The organism is Pseudomonas mangiferae, from assembly GCF_007109405.1.
Taxonomy (GTDB): Bacteria; Pseudomonadota; Gammaproteobacteria; order Pseudomonadales; family Pseudomonadaceae; genus Pseudomonas_T; species Pseudomonas_T mangiferae.
This window is the reverse complement of record NZ_VJOY01000004.1, coordinates 320,166-337,383: the sequence shown is the minus strand read 5'-3', so window position 1 is coordinate 337,383 and position 17,218 is coordinate 320,166. Positions and strand designations below refer to the sequence as shown.

Sequence of the window (17,218 nt, the reverse complement as noted above, 5' to 3'; positions counted from 1 at the left end):
TTTCCGCCAAGGGCCTTCCCTCGCATGAATCTCCTGCGTCCCACCCTGCTGTCGCTCGCCTGCCTGCTCGCCTCGCCCGCTCTGGTCGCCGACGACCTGCCGTCCCTGGGCGACGCCAGCTCAGCCATCGTCTCGCAGGAGCAGGAGCACCAGCTCGGCAGGGCCTGGCTGAGTATGCTGCGCAACCAGGTCCCGCAACTGTCGGACCCGCAGCTCAAGGACTTCGTGGAAAGCAGCGTCTACCGTCTGGCGGAAACCAGCCAACTGCAGGACCGGCGCCTGGAGTTCATCCTGCTCAACAGCTCGCAGATCAACGCCTTCGCCGCCCCCGGGGGCATCGTCGGGGTCAACGGCGGCCTGTTCCTCTATGCCCAGACCGAGGCGGAGTACGCCGCGGTGCTCGCCCACGAACTGGCCCACTTGTCCCAGCGCCATTTCGCCCGCGGGGTGGAAGCGCAGCAGCGCATGCAGATCCCGCTGATGGCAGCCATGCTGGCGGGCATCGTCGCCGCCGCGGCAGGCGCAGGGGACGCCGGCATCGCCGCGATCGCCTCCAGCCAGGCGGCGGCGATCCAGGAACAACGGCGCTTTTCCCGGCAGAACGAGCAGGAGGCCGACCGTATCGGCCTGATCAACCTGGAGAAGGCCGGCTACGATCCGCAGGCCATGCCCAGTATGTTCGAGCGGTTGATGCGCCAGTATCGCTACGACGCCAAGCCGCCGGAATTCCTCCTCACCCACCCGGTGACGGAATCGCGGATCGCCGACACGCGTAACCGCGCCGAGCAGATCAAGCAGCCCGGCGGCAAGGAGGACACCCTGCGCTACCAGCTGATGCGGGCGCGGGTGCAGCTGATCTACGAGGAAACCCCGGGCATCGCCGCCAAGCGCTTCCGCGCCATGCTGGACGAAAATCCCAAGCTGGACGCCGCCCGCTACGGCCTGGCCATCGCCAAGATCAAGGCCGGCCAGCTGAACGAAGCCCGCGACGCACTGCAGGAATTGCTGGCCAAGGCTCCGGACGAAATCACCTACAACCTGGCCCAGGTGGAGCTGGACATCACCGCCAACCGGCTGCCGGACGCCAAGGCGCGCGTCGACCGGCTGCTGACCCTCTATCCCAATAGCTACCCGTTGAAGCAGGCCCGCACCGACCTGCTGGTGAAGATGAGCCAGCCACAGCAGGCGGAGAAGACCCTGAACGACCTGCTGCAGAGCCGCCCCAACGACCCCGATGTCTGGTACCAGGTTGCTGAGGTGCGTGGCCTGGCAGGCAATACCATCGGCTTGCACCAGGCCCGCGCGGAGTACTTCGCATTGGTGGGCGATTACGACCAGGCCATCGAGCAGTTGGATTTCGCCAAGCGCCGCGCAGGCGGCAACTTCCCCCTCGCCTCGCGCATCGACGCCCGGCAAAAGGACCTGATCAACGAGCAGCGGATGGTCAAGGGCATGCTGCGCTAAGGCTGATCGGGTGCGAGCGGGGCTCCTGGCAGCGGCCCCGTCGGATGATCCACCTGCATTCGGGGAAGGCGCGAGAAAGCCTCGCGCCTTTTTCCTAGGCGTTACCGGCCAACTTGAGACGAGCCGCCTGGGTGAAGTCCAGCATGCGCTTGAGCGGGCGGACCGCCCGGGGAATCAGCGCCGGGTCCACGAGGATCTCGTCGCGGCCTTCCCGCAGGCAGAGCAGGGTTCGCTCCAGGGTATTCATCGCCATCCACGGGCAGTGGGCGCAACTGCGGCAGGCGGCGCCGTTGCCGGCCGTGGGCGCCTCGACGAATTCCTTGTCCGGACAGAGCTGTTGCATCTTGTAGAAGATGCCGCGGTCGGTGGCGACGATGAATCGTCGGTTGGGCAGGGTCTGCGCCGCTTTGATCAGTTGGCTGGTGGAACCCACCGCATCAGCCAGGGCGATCACCGCCTCTGGCGACTCCGGGTGCACCAGGACCGCGGCATCCGGGTACAGCGCCTTCATGTCTTCGAGTTGTTTCGCCTTGAACTCCTCGTGGACGATGCAGGCTCCATCCCATAACAGCATGTCCGCCCCGGTCTCGCGCTGGATGTAGCGACCCAGGTGCTGGTCGGGCCCCCAGAGGATGGTTTCGCCGTTGTCCATCAGACCTTCCACGATTTCCAGCGCGCAGCTGGAGGTCACCACCCAGTCCGCACGCGCCTTCACCGCCGCCGAGGTGTTGGCGTAGACCACCACGGTCCGTTCCGGATGCTGGTCGCAGAAGGCCGAGAATGCGTCGACGGGGCAACCCAGGTCCAGGGAGCAGGTGGCCTCCTGGGTCGGCATGAGGATGCGTTTTTCGGGATTGAGGATCTTCGCGGTCTCGCCCATGAACCGCACCCCCGCCACCACCACCGTGGTCGCCGAGTGTTGGTTGCCGAAGCGGGCCATCTCCAGGGAGTCGGAAACGCATCCCCCGGTCTCCTCCGCCAGCGCCTGGATCACCGGGTCGCAGTAATAGTGGGCGACCAGCACGGCGTCGCGTCGCTCGAGTTCTTCGGCGATCTCGGCCCGGTAGCGGGCTTCTTCTTCGGCGGATAACGGCTTGGGTTGCTTGGCAGCCAGGTGCGCCTGGACGAGGAGGCGCTCGGAAATCTGCGTCATGGTTCTCAGGACCTGCATCACGGGGCGGCGAGTATATCACCCTGCAAACCGTGGGCCTGATCGTGAACCGAGGGGGAGATGAAGCGAGGTGGCGCGAGGGGGGAAGGTGGTGGGTCGTGTAGGATTCGAACCTACGACCAATTGGTTAAAAGCCAACTGCTCTACCAACTGAGCTAACGACCCAACGCCGCGCATGATACTGATTTATTTCATAAAATCAACATCCCGCAGCAACTTTTTTATCGATAGGGGGTGGGATCGGCCACGCCGGCCTCCTTGAACCCCGCCGCGCGGAGCCGGCAACTGTCGCATTTGCCGCAGGCGCGGCCTTCCCAATCGGCCTGGTAGCAGGAGACGGTCAAGGAGAAATCCACCCCCGCCCGCGCACCCACCTCGATGATTTCCGCCTTGCCCATGTATTGCAGCGGCGCCTGGATGCGGAAGCCACGGCCCTCCACCCCCAGCTTGGTGGCCAGGTTGGCCAGCCGCTCGAAGCCTTCGATGAAGGCCGGACGGCAGTCCGGGTAGCCCGAATAATCCACAGCGTTCACACCGATGAAGATGTCATGGGCACCCAGCACTTCCGCCCAGCCCAGGGCGAGGGACAGGAAGACCGTGTTGCGCGCGGGTACATAGGTGACGGGAATGCCATCGGTGGGGCCCTCCGGCACGCTGATGCGGGTATCGGTCAGCGCCGAACCACCGATGCCGTCCAGGTCGAGGCCGATCACCTTGTGGGTCACCGCTCCCAGTTGCTGCGCGACCCGCTCGGCGGCACGCAGCTCGGCCCGGTGGCGCTGGCCGTAATCGAAGCTCAGGGTGTAGCAGGCATAACCCTCAGCCCGGGCGAGCGCCACGACGGTGGCCGAGTCGAGTCCGCCGGAGAGCAGGATCACCGCTTTCTTTTCATTCATGTCTCGTTACCTCAACGACCGGGCTGGTCGTTCCAGAGAAGCTTGTGCAACTGCACCTGCAGGCGTACCGGCAGGTTGTCGGTGATGATCCAGTCGGCCAGGGCCGCCGCCTCGACCTGCCGATGGCTCGGCGAGAACAGCACCTCGCCGGCACGCTCGTGCAGGCGATAGCGGATCAGGTGGGAAACCGCCCAGTCATAGTCGTCACGGGAGCAGATGACGAACTTCACCTGGTCGCGGGACGTCAGGCAGTCGAGGTTGTCCAGGCGGTTGCGCGCGGACTCCGCCGAGCCGGGCGTCTTCAGGTCCACCACTCGGCTGACCCGCGGATCCACCGGCGTGATGTCCAGAGCGCCACTGGTCTCCAGCGAGACCTCGTAGCCGGCCTCGCAGAGCGCTTCGAGCAGGGGAATGCAATTAGGCTGGGCCAGCGGTTCGCCCCCCGTGACGCACACGTAGCGAGGCTTGTAGCGCGCCACCTCGGCGAGGATCGCCGCGAGGGTCATGGGCTGGCCGCCGCTGAAGGCATAGGCGGTGTCGCAATACTGACAGCGCAGGGGGCAGCCGGTCAGGCGCACGAACACGGTCGGCAGGCCGACGGTCCGTGTTTCCCCCTGCAACGAGAAAAAGATCTCGGTGATACGCAGGGTACGTTGCATATGAGCCACGGGCGTGACGGCTAAACAGGCCATCCGCCTCCGTTGCGAAAAGAAAGGGCTTTCGGCGATCGATTCGCCAAAAGACAAAGCCCGCGATGGCGGGCTCTATCGGGGTCGGATTCTAGCGTCAGAGACGGTCAGGGTAAACGCTGGATATCACGCTGGGCCAATTGGGCAGCGGAGCTGCCGGGGTACTGGGCGATGACCTGGCGCAGGATGCCCTTGGCCTTGTTGGTATCGCCAAGGCGCTGCTCGACATCGGCGAGCTTGTACAGCGAATCCGGCACCTTGGGATGGCTCGGATAGTTCTGGCTGACCTTGGCGAACGCCTGAGCCGCACCCTGCAGGTCGCCCTTGGTCAGATTGACCTCGCCCAGCCAGTACTGCGCATTGCCCGCATATTGGCTGTTGGGGTACTTGCGCAGGAAGGCGGTGAAGGCCTGGCTGGCCTTGTCGAAGTCCTTGGCCTTGATCAGGTCGAAAGCCGCTTCGTAGTAAAGCTTTTCCTTGGCCGGGTCACCTGGCTCGCCACCCGAGGCGGGTGGTTGCTGGCTGGCACCCGCAGGCGGAGTCGGCACACCACCGGCGTTGATCGCCCCATCGGCCGCTGCGGCACCGCCCGAGGCGGAGCCCGCTGCACCGCTGCTCAAGCGCTGGTCGAGGTCCTGGTAACGCTCCAGGCCTTCCTGCTTGAGCCGCTGAATTTCGTATTGCTGCTCTTCTACCATGCCGTGCAGTTTCGCGACTTCTTGTTGCATCTGTTGCAGTTGCATGAACAGCTCGCCCTGCGCCGAAGCCGGGGCCGAAGCCCCGGCCGCGGCGTAGGTGCCGGTCGTGCCATAACCCGCGGGAGGGTAATTGCCGTTGCCGGAATTACCCTCTACCACCGGAACCTCTGCCACCGCCGCGAACGGCAGGGCGAGGGCCAATACAGTCAAAGCACGACGGCACTTACGCATGGCTTATTACTTGCGCAGTTCTACGCGGCGGTTCTGGGCCCAGGACTGCTCGTCGTTACCAGTGGCAACCGGACGCTCTTCGCCATAGGAAACCAGTTCCAGCTGCGCCGGGGAAACGCCCTGCAGAACCAGGTAGCGTTGAACGGCATTGGCACGACGTTCACCCAGAGCCATGTTGTACTCGCGGGTACCACGCTCGTCGGTGTGGCCTTCCAGAACGACGCGAGCGCCGCTGCCTTTCAGGTCCTTGGCGTGTACGTCCAGAGCGCGCATGGCTTCCGGCTTCAGGTCGGAGCTGTCGTACTCGAAGTAGAACGTGGTGATAGCGCGCAGAGCGGCTTCGTCGCTCAGGCTGCCGTCAACCGAACCACTGTTCATGCCGGACGAGGAACCCGCGTTCGGGTCCATGCCAGCGCCAGCGCCGCTATCGTCGCCGCCTTTGGAGGAGCAACCTACAGCGACGGCCATCGCCAGAGCCAGAGCAGCAAACTTGCCGAATTTCAGCATTTCCATGATGTAACTCCTAGTGAACCCCAGGTGTGTGTTTAAGTATTGAGAGTTGGCAACCGCATCAGTTCAAGTAAGGCGACCATGAAGGCTCACGGACCTCACCTTGGGCGGCAGGCACCGGAATTCTCACGCGCCCGTTTGTGGACACGAGCATCAGAACTCCTCTGCCTTGCTGGCGGGTGGCGTAGATTAGCATGGTGCCGTTGGGCGCAACAGTGGGCGACTCGTCCAGACTGGTGTCGGACAAGACCTTCAAGCCACCGCGCTGAAGATCCTGCGCAGCAACTTTGAAGTTGGTGAAACCATCCTGACGATGAATCATCACGAGGGTTTTTTCATCAGCGGAAAGTTTCGGGTTGGCGTTGTAGTTACCCTGGAACGTCACACGTTCCACCGAACCACTGGCAATGTTCATTTTATAGATCTGCGGTTTGCCGGCCCGGTCCGAAGTGAAATAGATGGTTTGCCCATCTTTACCCCAGAACGGTTCGGTATCGATCGCATAATGGTTGGTCACGCGCTGAAGTTGACGCGAACCGACATCCATTACATAGATTTCCGGGTTTCCATCTTTCGAGAGGACAAAGGCCAGGCGGTTGCCATCCGGCGACCACGCCGGTGCTCCGTTAAGCCCTTCGAAGTTGGTGATCTGCTCGCGGCGGCCGGTATCCACGTATTGGATGAAGATACGCGGGCGTTTCTGCTCGAAGGACACATAGGCGATGCGACGGCCATCCGGCGCATAGCGCGGCGAAAGGATCGGCTCGCGGGATTGCAGCAGGGTCACGGCGCGAGCGCCGTCATAGTCGGAGCGCTGCAGGGTGTAGCGGGTGTTGTTCACCCCGAAGCGTTCGGCCGTCACGTACAGCAGCTTGGTGGAGAACGCGCCTTTGATACCGGTCAGTTTCTCGAATGACTGGTCCGCCACGTGGTGGGCCATGTCGCGCAGTTGATCAGTACCACCACTGACCGAGCCGGTCATGACCTGTTGCTCGGTGGTGACGTTGAACAGCGCGAACTGCACCTGCAGGCGACCGCCCGCCGGAACCACGCTGCCCACCAGCACGTACTGGGCGCCCAGCGCTTTCCAGTCGCGGTAGATCACTTCGCTGGCCTGGGACGGCATGCTGATCATGTTCTGCCGGGGAATCGGCTCGAAGAAGCCGGAGTTGCGCAGGTCGTTGCCGATGATCTCGGCCATGTCGTCCGGCAACACCGTGCCGCCCTGCCAGGCGAACGGCACCACGGCGATGGGCGTGGCGCGGTCGGTGCCCTTGGTGATCACCAAGGGATCGGCCGCTTGAACGGCCCCTGTGAGCATGAACATGCCCAGCAGAACGATACGAATCAGGGTATTCACAGGCCTAAATCCTCCGGTTTGAAGACCATCCGCCGCTGCCGATAGAGGGAATCGAACTGCGCACGGGTCAGTTGTTGCATCTCCGGGATGCGACCCACGTTACGTACCGCCGCGACGGCGGAATTATCGAAGGGCACATCGCCACTGGAACGGGTGACGCTCGCATTGGTGATGGTGCCGTCCGGCAACATCTGGATCAGCACCTCGACACTCATGCCATTGCGCGCCGAGGGCGGGCGTCGCCATTCCTGGCTCACCAGGCTGACGATCAGGTCATCGAGGCTACCCGCGACCTGGTCGCCCACTTCGTCGGCCAGGGTCTGCTCGTTCTGCACGTCTTCCGACAACAGATCGGCCAGCGCCGCCGCCTTCTTGTCCTCGGTCGCCTTGCGGCGCGCATTCTCAGCGGCCTTTTTCTTCGCCAGCTCGGCCGCGGTTTTCTTCCTGGCTTCCTCGACGGCCTTCTTCTTCGCCGCATCGGCAGCCGCTTTCTTCTTGGCGTCCTCGGCGGCTTTCTTGGCGTCCTCGGCCTTCTTCGCCTCGGCTGCCTTCTTGGCGTCTTCGGCCGCTTTCTGCTTGGCCTCTTCCTCAGCCTTCTTCTTGGCGATGTCGGCCTGCTGCTTCTGTTCGTCGGCCTTCTTCTGCTCGTCGGCCTTCTTGGCGTCCGCCGCAGCCTTCGCCGCATCCTCGGCTTTCTTCGCCTCGGCTGCCTTGGCATCGGCCTCCGCCTTGGCGTCCTGGGCCTTTCGAGCTTCCTCGGCTTTCTTTTGTTCCGCCGCCTTGGCCGCCGCTACCTTCTGTTCTTCGGCCTTCTTCTCTTCGACCTGGTCAGTCTCGTACTGGGGCGCAGACGTCTTCTTCGCCTCGCCGGCAATCTTCTTGTTGGTCTGGGTGGTGGCCTGGCTCTGGGATTTGAGCTGGTACAGGGTCGCCTGCACGATGGGCTTGGCCGGCGGCAGCTCGGGCGTCATGGCGAAGCTGACGAACAGCATGGCGAAGATCAGCACGTGCAGCGCGATCGCCCAGAGTGCCGGCCAGAAGTAACTTTCCGATGAGGAACGCACGCGCGTCTGCATCAGGGCGCCTCGGTGATCAATCCGACGTTGCCCACGCCGGCCTGCTGCAGGCCACCCATGGCCGCCATGACCGCGCCGTAGTCGACCGCCTTGTCACCGCGGATGAAGACCTGCACCTGCTTACCCTGGCGCCGGCTCTCGCCCATGATGGCGGTCACCGCCTTAGTCATTTCCGGCAAGGTGAGGGCCTTGTTGGTCTGCTTCTGGGTATCCACTTCGCTGCCCAGGTTCCAGTAGTAGGTCTTGTCGGCCTTGATGGAAATGGTCAGCACCTGCTTGTCGTTGTCCTGAGGCAACGCCTCGCTGCTCACCTTGGGCAGGTCCACCTTCACGCCCTGGTTGAGCATCGGCGCGGTCACCATGAAGATCACCAGCAGCACCAGCATCACGTCGATGTAAGGCACCACGTTCATTTCGGCGACCGGCTTGCGTCTTTGGCGAATTCTGGCCATCACTTAAAACCTATCGAAAGAGTCTGCATCACAGGGTCGGCGCATCCGCGACCTCATTCCTCGCTGGTATGGACCTTGCGGTGCAGGATCGCCTGGAACTCGTCGGCGAAGGTGTAGTAGCGGCCGATCAGCGTCTCGCTGCGGGCGGCGAAGCGGTTGTAGGCGATCACCGCAGGGATCGCGGCGAACAGGCCGATCGCGGTGGCGATCAGGGCCTCGGCGATGCCCGGCGCCACCGTGGCGAGGGTCGCCTGTTGCACCTGGGCGAGGCCACGGAAGGAGTTCATGATCCCCCACACGGTGCCGAACAGGCCGACGTAGGGGCTGGTGGAGCCGACCGTGGCGAGGAACGGAAGGCTCTGCTCGAGCTTCTCTTCTTCCCGGGAAATCGCCACGCGCATGGCGCGGGCCACGCCGTCCATGACCGCGTCCGGGTCAACACCGGCCTGTTGGCGCAGCCGCGAGAACTCCTTGAATCCGGCCCGGAAGATCTGTTCGACGCCGGAATCCGGGTCGGGGTTGCTGCCCGCCTGGCGGTACAACTTGGACAGGTCGATCCCCGACCAGAAGCGCTCCTCGAAATTGTCCAGCGCCTTCTTCGCAGCCCGCAGCATGGTGCTGCGCTGGAAGATCAGGACCCATGACGTGATGGAGGCGGCCACCAGCGCGAGCATGACCAGTTGCACCACGATGCTGGCGTTACTGATCAGGCTCCACATGGAGGTATGGTCGACGGCATTGGCTTCCACGCTTAATCTCCTGCAGGGGACGGTACCCGTCCGGTTGGATCAGGTCCGGTCAGAGCCAGTCCGGCGAAAGCCGAACGCAAGGCGTCGGGTAGGGACCGGGGTTTCAAACTGTCGGCGCGTACGCAAGCCACCAGGAACTGCCCTTCGCAGAGCAGCGCACCATCCGGTTGCCGCCGGACCTGCTGGCGAAAACGCAGGCTGGCCCGGTTCAATTCGATCAATTCGGCGGAGACCGCCAGTTCGTCGTCCAGCCGCGCCGGCGCATGGTAGCGGGCCTCGCTCGAATGCACGACGAAGAGCAGGTTCTCTTCCGCCAACCGCGACTGGATGAAACCCAGCTCTCGCAGTCGCTCGGTCCGAGCCCGCTCCATGAATTTGAGGTAATTGACGTAGTAGACGATGCCGCCGGCATCGGTGTCCTCGTAGTACACGCGACACCGGTAGGCGTGCGGCTGTGCCTCGTTTTGCGCGCGCATACTCTAGTGCTTACTCCCGAGCTTGCCAATTGGTGGACGGCGCTTTTCCACTATGCGTCACCCGGGGAGAACAGATCGGGGGGCGGCACCTCGCCCAGGCGTGCAGGGGTGTTCAGCCCGAAATGCAGGTAGGCATGACGGGTCACCACCCGGCCACGGGGGGTACGCATGATGTAGCCCTGCTGGATCAGGTAGGGCTCCAGTACGTCCTCGATGGTATGGCGCTCCTCGCTGATGGCGGCCGCCAGGCTGTCGACTCCTACCGGGCCGCCGTCGAACTTCTCGATCAGGGTCAGCAGCAGGCGCCGGTCCTGGTGATCGAAACCCCGCTCGTCCACGTCCAGCAGGTTGAGCGCCAGGTCGGCGATGGGCCGCGTGATGTGACCCTCGCCGCGAATCTCGGCATAGTCCCGCACCCGGCGCAGCAGGCGGTTGGCGATGCGCGGCGTGCCACGAGCACGGCGGGCGATCTCGAACGCACCCTCGGCCTCGATCGGCAGGCCGAGGATGCCGGCCGAGCGGCTGACGATGGTGGCGAGGTCAGTGACGTTGTAGAACTCAAGGCGCTGGACGATCCCGAAGCGATCGCGCAGCGGGTTGGTAAGCATGCCGGCGCGGGTGGTGGCGCCCACCAGGGTGAACGGCGGCAGGTCCAGCTTGATCGAACGGGCCGCGGGCCCCTCACCGATCATGATGTCCAGCTGGAAATCCTCCATCGCCGGGTACAGCACTTCCTCGACGATGGGGGACAGGCGATGGATTTCGTCGACGAACAGCACGTCGCCGGCTTCCAGGTTGGTCAGCAGCGCGGCGAGGTCGCCGGGTCGTTCGAGGACCGGACCGGACGTGCTCTTGATGGAGACGCCCATTTCCTGGGCGATGATGTTGGCCAGGGTGGTCTTGCCCAAGCCGGGAGGACCGAAGATCAGGGTGTGGTCGAGGGCTTCCTGGCGGCGTCTGGCGGCGCGGATGAACAGGTCCATCTGCTCGCGCACGTTGGGCTGGCCGATGTAGTCGGCCAGGCTCAGCGGCCGGATGGCGCGGTCGAGCTGTTCCTCGCGGTCGCGACTGGTGGCGGCTATCAGGCGATCGGCTTCGATCATGAGGGTCCGCCCATCAGGGTAACGTCCATCCACATACCTTCGTCATCAGGCTTTCAGACCATCCCCTTGAGGGCGCGACGGATCAGTTCCTCGCTGCCCAGGTCTTCCTCCAGCACGGCGGCGACCGCCCGGCTGGCTTCCTGAGGCTTGAATCCCAGGGAAATCAATGCGCTGACCGCATCTTGCTCCGCGCTTGAGACTGCCGCGCCGGCGCGGGGTTCAACCACGAGGGGGGCGATCGCCGGCATGCTCTCCCACGCCTTGAAGCGATCCTTGAGCTCCACCAGCAGCCGCTCGGCGGTCTTTTTGCCTACACCGGGGATGCGCACCAGGGTGGACGTGTCCTGGGACTGGACACAGCGCACCAGCTCGTCCACCTCCAGGCCGGACATCAGCGCCAGGGCCAGCTTCGGACCGACCCCATTGAGACGGATCAGCTCGCGAAACAGTTCACGCTCACGCTTCTCGAAGAACCCGTAGAGCAGGTGGGCGTCTTCCCGCACCACCAGGTGGGTGTGCAGGGTCACCGGCTCGCCGAGGCCGGGCAGCCGGTAAAGGGTGGTCATCGGCACTTCCAGCTCGTAGCCGACGCCGTTGACGTCGAGGATCAAATGCGGCGGTTGCTTTTCCGCCAGGGTGCCGCGCAGACGTCCGATCACGGGGTTCGACTCTTCTCGTTCACAGCCGCAGGCGACCGCCGCGCCGCTTGGCGGTGGCCAGGCCATGGGGAATCAGGGATTGGCGGTGATGGGCATGGCACATGGCGATGGCCAGTGCGTCCGACGCATCCACCTGGGGTTTCTGGGTGAGCTTGAGCAGGTGCATGACCATCGCCAGCACCTGCTGCTTGTCGGCGCCGCCGGTCCCGGCGACCGCTTGCTTCACCTGAGTGGCGGTGTACTCGGCGATCTCCAGGCCCTCTTCGGCGCCGGCCAGCAGGGCCGCGCCCCGGGCCTGCCCCAGCTTCAGGGCGGAGTCCGCGTTGCGCGCCATGAACACCTGCTCGATGCCCATGGTCACCGGGCCATAGGTCTGGATCACTTCCCGCACGCCGCGGTAGACGATCTGCAGGCGCTCATGGAGGACGCCGTTGCCGGTGCGGATACACCCGGACGCCACGTACTCACAGCCCCGGCTGGTGGCGCGCACCACCCCGTAGCCGGTGATCCGCGAGCCCGGGTCGATGCCCAGCACCAGGGTCATGCCGTGACCTCCGAAGCGGCCGGCGCAAGGCGGGGAAACGTTCTGTCTATCGATGCCTTCATGACTGCCGCTACCCTGCCCCTATCGCAGAAACGCCGGAGCGAGCCCCGGCGTTCCTTCAACCCAGCTGGGCCATCACCTCGTCCGGAATATCCGCGTTGGAGTAGACGTTCTGGACGTCGTCCAGGTCCTCCAGCATGTCGATCATCTTCAGCACTTTCTGGGCGGTTTCCAGATCGAGGGTGGCGGTAGTGGACGGGATCATGGTGACCTCCGCCTCGTCGCCCTTGAAACCCGCGGCGGTCAGCGCCTCGTTGACGGAGATGAAGTCGGCGAAGCTGGTGAACACTTCCACCGAGCCGTCCTCGTTGCTCACCACGTCATCGGCGCCGGCCTCCAGGGCCGCTTCCATCAGCGCGTCCTCGTTGACGCCAGGGGCGAAGCTGATCTGTCCCTTGCGTTCGAACAGGTAGGCCACCGAGCCGTCGGTACCCAGGTTGCCGCCGCACTTGCTGAAGGCGTGGCGCACTTCGGCCGCGGTGCGGTTGCGGTTGTCGGTCATCGCCTCGACGATGACCGCCACGCCGCTGGGTGCATAGCCTTCATAGGTCAGCTCGACCATGTTGTCGGCTTCCCCGGAACCCACGCCCCGGGCGACGGCGCGATCGATGGTGTCGCGGGTCATGTTGGCGGTGAGCGCCTTGTCCACCGCCAGGCGCAGGCGCGGGTTGTCGGCCGGAATGCCCCCGCCCTGCCGGGCGGCGACGGTCAGTTCGCGGATCAGCTTGGTGAAGATCTTGCCTTTCTTGGCGTCCTGACGTTCTTTGCGGTGCTTGATGTTGGCCCACTTGGAATGACCAGCCATAACTCACTCCGTATACGTTGAAGCGACGGCGCTCCGGCGCCGCCGGGATTGATCGATCACTCGGCCTTCTGCTGCTCGCGCAGGCGGATGTGCAGTTCGCGCAGCGCCTTGCCGTCCACGGTCCCCGGCGCCTGGGTCATGACATCGCCCGCGCTCTGGGTTTTCGGGAAGGCGATGACTTCGCGGATCGAAGCGGCGCCGGTCATCAGCATCACCAGGCGGTCAAGGCCGAAGGCCAGGCCACCATGGGGCGGCGCGCCGTACTTGAGGGCATCGAGGAGGAAGCCGAACTTCTCTTCCTGCTCCGCGTCGTCGATGCCCAGCACGCGAAACACCGCCTGCTGCATGGACTTGTCGTGGATCCGGATGGAGCCACCGCCCAGTTCGGTGCCGTTGAGCACCATGTCGTAGGCGCGGGACAGGGCCGTCGCCGGGTTGGCCTCCAGTTCCTGGGGGCTGCACTTGGGCGAGGTGAACGGGTGGTGCAGCGACGTCAGGCTGCCATCGTCGTTCTCCTCGAACATCGGGAAGTCCACGACCCACATCGGCGCCCACTCCTTGGTGAGCAGGTTGAGGTCATGGCCCACCTTGATACGCAGCGCACCCAAGGCGTCGCAGACGACCTTGGCCTTGTCGGCGCCGAAGAACACGATGTCGCCGTCGACCGCGCCAACGCGGTCGAGGATCGTGTTGAGGTTCGGCTCGGCGATGTTCTTGACGATGGGCGACTGCAGGCCTTCCACGCCTTTGGCGCGCTCGTTGACCTTGATGTAGGCCAGGCCCTTGGCGCCGTAGATGCCGACGAACTTGGTGTAGTCGTCGATCTGTTTGCGCGGCATGCTCGCGCCGCCCGGTACACGCAGGGCGGCGACGCGGCCTTTCGGATCGTTGGCCGGACCGGAGAACACCTTGAATTCCACGTCCTTGAGCTGGTCGGCGACGTCCACCAGCTCCAGCGGGATGCGCAGGTCAGGCTTGTCCGAACCGTAGCGACGCATGGCCTCTTCGAAGGGCATGTGGGGGAATTCGTCGAACTCGACGTTCAGCACGTCCTTGAACAGCTGGCGCACCATCTTCTCGGTAATCTGGATGATGTCGCTTTCGTCGAGGAAGCTGGTCTCGATGTCGATCTGGGTGAATTCCGGCTGGCGGTCGGCCCGCAGGTCTTCGTCGCGGAAGCACTTGGCGATCTGGTAGTAGCGATCGAAGCCGGCCACCATCAGCAATTGCTTGAACAGCTGGGGCGATTGCGGCAGGGCGAAGAAATGACCCGGGTAGGTACGGCTCGGCACCAGGTAATCCCGCGCACCTTCCGGAGTCGGACGGCCGAGGATCGGCGTCTCCACATCGAGGAAGCCATTCTCGTCCAGGTAGCGGCGGATGCTGCTGGTGATGCGCGCGCGCAGCTTCAGCTTGGCGGCCATCTCCGGGCGACGCAGGTCGATGAAGCGATAGCGCAGGCGAGTCTCCTCGCCCACGTCGGAATACTCGTCCAGGGGGAACGGCGGGGTTTCGGCTTGGTTCAGTACTTCCAGTTCGTAGCCCAGCACCTCGATGGCGCCGGACGCCATGTTGGCATTGCGCGCACCTTCAGGACGCAGGCGTACCTTGCCGGTGACCTTCACCACGTATTCACTGCGCACGCGGTCGGCCTTGGCGAAGGTCTCGACGCGATCCGGATCGAACACGACTTGGGCCAGGCCCTCCCGGTCGCGCACGTCGAGGAAGATCACCCCGCCATGGTCGCGGCGGCGGTGAACCCATCCGCAAAGGGTGACTTCCTGGCCATCCAGGGTCTCGTTCAACTGGCCGCAATAGTGGCTGCGCATCATGGTGGTCTTCACTTCCCTCAAGTCTTGATTCGTTCCACCGGCCGTTACGGGCGGCGAGCCGCGGGCGGACGCCCCTGCAGCGAATACCACCGGCACGACGGGACCGGACGGCGGAGCGTCGGGGACCCCTTCCTGCCGGGCAGGGCCGGCGGCAAAGCGCGGGATTATATATGGTTCGCCTGCAAGAATCAGCCGCGCCGAGGCGGGCCGAGCGTTCCGCCACGCCCTCTGATCGACTGAACGGCGGCGTCCAGGGCGAGTCTGTCCGGAGGATTGCCCGTCGGGCCGACCCGGGTCGCCGGCCAGCGCTTCATTGTTTTTCCCCATTGCGCTCATTGACGCCACGCAGGGCGAAGCGCCAGCACGCTATGGTAGGCTTTTTTCCAGTTCGGAGCTGACGCTCCGCATCACCTCAGAGGAGATACGGCATGGAAATCAATATCGGCATCTCGGAACAGGATCGTGCAGCCATCGCGGAAGGGTTGTCGCGCCTGCTCGCGGACACCTACACCCTCTACCTGAAGACCCACAACTTCCACTGGAACGTGACAGGGCCGATGTTCAACACCCTGCATACCATGTTCGAGACTCAGTACACCGAACTGGCGGTCGCCGTGGACGACATCGCCGAGCGCATTCGCGCCCTGGGCTTCCCGGCACCCGGCACCTACGCCGCCTATGCCCGCCTTTCCTCCATCAAGGAAGAAGAAGGCGTCCCGGAGGCCAAGGCCATGATCACCCAGTTGGTCCAAGGCCAGGAAGCGGTGGTTCGCACGGCGCGGGGCATCTTCCCGCTGCTGGACAAGGTGAGCGACGAGCCCACCGCCGACTTGCTGACCCAGCGCATGCAGGTGCACGAGAAGACCGCCTGGATGCTGCGCAGCCTGCTCAGCGCCTGACCGTCCACCAGCAAGGCCCGCGATGCGGGCCTTGCTCTTCTGCATCCCTTCTCACCCCCACCGATACGCTAAGCGGCTGATTTGTGAAGCCTCTGCCTTTGCTGTTAAATACGCCCCGGTATTTCTGACCGCCCTTCTTCCTGCGGCTCAGGCCTAGGCCGGGCATCCGGCTTTTCCATCGCGTATCGTTCCCAAGGTGAGTCCATTGAACATGTTGAAGATCGTCCATCTCTTGACGGGCGCCGTCGCCCTGCTGCTGTCCTTCATACCCAGCCTGCGTAGCGAGGCGCTGCCGTACCTGCAGCAACCCGATGCGCTGTACCTGGCCTTCTGCGGCATGCTGAACCTGCTGCTGGCACCGATCGTTCCGATCTGGGCCAAGGGCACCCACCGCCAGTTGCAGATAGTGGTATCTGCCCTGCTGGTGATCGCCGTCGCGGTACAGACGCTGATCCTGCTGGCGCCCCTGCCGACCGTCGGCGTCGTGCCGAGCCTGGTGGCGGTCTTCGTCGCCGTGGCGCTGCACCTGCTGCTCAACCTGCGCAAGGTCACCCTGGCGCCGCCGCTGCCCCAGGACATGACTAACCGCGAGACCGGTACGGTCAAGTGGTTCAACACCTCCAAAGGCTTCGGTTTCATCTCCCGCGACAGCGGCGATGACATCTTCGTGCACTTCCGCGCCATCCGCGGCGAAGGTCATCGCGTTCTGGTGGAGGGCCAGCGGGTCGAGTTCTCGGTAATGCAACGGGACAAGGGCCTGCAGGCCGAAGACGTGATCGCGGCGCCACCCCGGCGCTGAACGATCTGAAAAAAGCCCGCCATCCGGCGGGCTTTTTCTTTCCCTTCTATTAATAGTGGGGTGGCGGTACGTCGTCCTGGGGATCGCCCAGTTGCCCGGCCAGCTCGTCCTGGCGCTTGATCAGCGCGTTCACCTGCAGTTGCAGGCGATCCAGCACACGCTGCTGTTGCACCAGCACGTCGTTCAACGTCTGGAGGGTGTCGTCCTGGAAAGCCAGCCGGCTCTCCAGGTCGGCGATGCGTTCGTCAGGCTGCATGTCTTTCACTCCTCGAGAAAACCTGGCCGCTCGGCAAAAGCCTGGCGCAGGCGTTCGCGCCAAACCGACGCCGCCCCGGCCTCATAGGGCTGGGCCGGCAAGCGTCCCCAGACCGGTCCGGGCCAGGCCGGATCGCCGCCGTGACGGGCGATCACATGCATGTGCAACTGGCCCACGACATTTCCCAGGGTGGCGACATTCATTTTCTCGGCCCCGCACAGCGCCTTGAGGGTCTCGGCCACTCGAGTGGTTTCCTCCCACAGTTGCCGCTGCTCTTCAGGCGCCAGGTCGAAGAGTTCGCTGACGCCAGGCCGCCTGGGCACCAGGATGAGCCAGGGGTACTGGGCGTCGTTCATCAGCAGCAACCGCGACAGCGGCAGGTCGCCGACCGGCAGGGTGTCGCGTTCCAGGCGCGGGTCCAGGGCAAACATGACGTTTCTCCAACAACATCGATTGAAAGGAGTGTTGCCTGCGCAACACCTCGGTGGG

Annotated in this window: 19 protein-coding genes, 1 tRNA gene and 2 pseudogenes; 4 read left to right on the top strand and 18 right to left on the bottom strand. The window is 64.3% G+C overall.

The features are described 5' to 3' along the window. The first annotated feature begins 24 nt into the window (after positions 1-24). A complete protein-coding gene (locus tag FM069_RS07775) occupies positions 25-1,464 on the top strand; it encodes a M48 family metalloprotease (RefSeq protein WP_143487724.1) in 1,440 nt (479 codons plus the stop codon). Between the two features lie 94 nt (positions 1,465-1,558). On the opposite strand, the gene nadA is transcribed toward FM069_RS07775, so the two are convergent. From nadA to aspS, 16 genes and pseudogenes are all read right to left on the bottom strand, one after another. Further along, positions 1,559-2,617, bottom strand: coding sequence for a quinolinate synthase NadA (nadA, locus tag FM069_RS07770; RefSeq protein WP_143487723.1), 1,059 nt, complete (start codon positions 2,615-2,617; stop codon positions 1,559-1,561). A 107-nt stretch (positions 2,618-2,724) separates the two neighbouring features. After that, positions 2,725-2,800 (bottom strand) — tRNA-Lys (locus tag FM069_RS07765). 56 nt (positions 2,801-2,856) lie between these two features. Next, complete coding sequence (queC, locus tag FM069_RS07760) at positions 2,857-3,531, bottom strand: 7-cyano-7-deazaguanine synthase QueC (protein WP_143487722.1); 675 nt, start codon at positions 3,529-3,531, stop codon at positions 2,857-2,859. Between the two features lie 11 nt (positions 3,532-3,542). Then, positions 3,543-4,190, bottom strand: coding sequence for a 7-carboxy-7-deazaguanine synthase QueE (gene queE / locus FM069_RS07755; RefSeq protein WP_143487721.1), 648 nt, complete (start codon positions 4,188-4,190; stop codon positions 3,543-3,545). A gap of 137 nt (positions 4,191-4,327) precedes the next feature. After that, positions 4,328-5,149, bottom strand: a complete 822-nt coding sequence (gene ybgF / locus FM069_RS07750; RefSeq protein ID WP_143487720.1) for a tol-pal system protein YbgF — start codon at positions 5,147-5,149, stop codon at positions 4,328-4,330. A 6-nt stretch (positions 5,150-5,155) separates the two neighbouring features. Next, a complete protein-coding gene (pal, locus tag FM069_RS07745; protein ID WP_143487719.1) occupies positions 5,156-5,662 on the bottom strand; it encodes a peptidoglycan-associated lipoprotein Pal in 507 nt (168 codons plus the stop codon). Positions 5,663-5,720: 58 nt separating this feature from the next. Further along, complete coding sequence (tolB, locus tag FM069_RS07740; protein ID WP_143487718.1) at positions 5,721-7,019, bottom strand: Tol-Pal system beta propeller repeat protein TolB; 1,299 nt, start codon at positions 7,017-7,019, stop codon at positions 5,721-5,723. After that, entirely contained in the window at positions 7,016-8,095 is a 1,080-nt protein-coding gene (gene tolA / locus FM069_RS07735) for a cell envelope integrity protein TolA (protein WP_143487717.1), read from the bottom strand. The genes tolB and tolA overlap by 4 nt, the downstream gene beginning before the upstream one ends. Beyond that, on the bottom strand, positions 8,095-8,547 hold the full coding sequence (gene tolR, locus FM069_RS07730; protein ID WP_143487716.1) for a protein TolR: 453 nt from the start codon (positions 8,545-8,547) through the stop codon (positions 8,095-8,097). The genes tolA and tolR overlap by 1 nt, the downstream gene beginning before the upstream one ends. A 53-nt stretch (positions 8,548-8,600) precedes the next feature. Then, on the bottom strand, positions 8,601-9,296 hold the full coding sequence (gene tolQ, locus FM069_RS07725) for a protein TolQ (protein WP_143487715.1): 696 nt from the start codon (positions 9,294-9,296) through the stop codon (positions 8,601-8,603). Further along, positions 9,247-9,772: pseudogene (gene ybgC, locus FM069_RS07720) on the bottom strand (tol-pal system-associated acyl-CoA thioesterase). The gene tolQ and the pseudogene ybgC overlap by 50 nt, the downstream one beginning before the upstream one ends. 50 nt (positions 9,773-9,822) lie before the next feature. After that, positions 9,823-10,875 carry a Holliday junction branch migration DNA helicase RuvB gene (gene ruvB / locus FM069_RS07715; RefSeq protein ID WP_143487713.1) on the bottom strand — a complete coding sequence of 351 codons (1,053 nt, stop codon included), beginning with the start codon at positions 10,873-10,875 and terminating at the stop codon, positions 9,823-9,825. 53 nt (positions 10,876-10,928) lie between these two features. Further along, entirely contained in the window at positions 10,929-11,534 is a 606-nt protein-coding gene (gene ruvA / locus FM069_RS07710; RefSeq protein WP_143487712.1) for a Holliday junction branch migration protein RuvA, read from the bottom strand. A gap of 19 nt (positions 11,535-11,553) precedes the next feature. After that, the gene (ruvC, locus tag FM069_RS07705) at positions 11,554-12,078 is read right to left on the bottom strand and encodes a crossover junction endodeoxyribonuclease RuvC (protein WP_143487711.1); all 525 of its coding nucleotides are present in this window, start codon (positions 12,076-12,078) and stop codon (positions 11,554-11,556) included. A gap of 118 nt (positions 12,079-12,196) precedes the next feature. Then, a complete protein-coding gene (locus tag FM069_RS07700) occupies positions 12,197-12,943 on the bottom strand; it encodes a YebC/PmpR family DNA-binding transcriptional regulator (protein WP_143487710.1) in 747 nt (248 codons plus the stop codon). A gap of 56 nt (positions 12,944-12,999) precedes the next feature. Continuing rightward, positions 13,000-14,775: an aspartate--tRNA ligase gene (gene aspS / locus FM069_RS07695; protein ID WP_143487771.1), complete on the bottom strand. Its 1,776-nt coding sequence runs from the start codon at positions 14,773-14,775 to the stop codon at positions 13,000-13,002. Positions 14,776-15,203: 428 nt separating this feature from the next. Between aspS and FM069_RS07690 the strand changes: the two genes are divergently transcribed. The 3 genes and pseudogenes from FM069_RS07690 to FM069_RS21580 all read left to right on the top strand — a co-directional run bounded on the left by FM069_RS07690 (position 15,204) and on the right by FM069_RS21580 (position 16,473). Further along, on the top strand, positions 15,204-15,674 hold the full coding sequence (locus FM069_RS07690; RefSeq protein WP_143487709.1) for a Dps family protein: 471 nt from the start codon (positions 15,204-15,206) through the stop codon (positions 15,672-15,674). Between the two features lie 211 nt (positions 15,675-15,885). After that, positions 15,886-16,146: pseudogene (locus tag FM069_RS22140) on the top strand (cold shock domain-containing protein membrane protein); the annotation flags it as partial. Positions 16,147-16,251: 105 nt separating this feature from the next. Beyond that, a complete protein-coding gene (locus FM069_RS21580) occupies positions 16,252-16,473 on the top strand; it encodes a cold-shock protein (RefSeq protein ID WP_178106690.1) in 222 nt (73 codons plus the stop codon). 49 nt (positions 16,474-16,522) lie between these two features. Here FM069_RS21580 and FM069_RS07680 read toward each other — a convergent pair whose 3' ends face one another. Continuing rightward, entirely contained in the window at positions 16,523-16,729 is a 207-nt protein-coding gene (locus tag FM069_RS07680) for a SlyX family protein (RefSeq protein ID WP_143487707.1), read from the bottom strand. 5 nt (positions 16,730-16,734) lie between these two features. Next, the gene (locus FM069_RS07675; RefSeq protein ID WP_143487706.1) at positions 16,735-17,160 is read right to left on the bottom strand and encodes an HIT family protein; all 426 of its coding nucleotides are present in this window, start codon (positions 17,158-17,160) and stop codon (positions 16,735-16,737) included. Positions 17,161-17,218 lie beyond the last annotated feature (58 nt).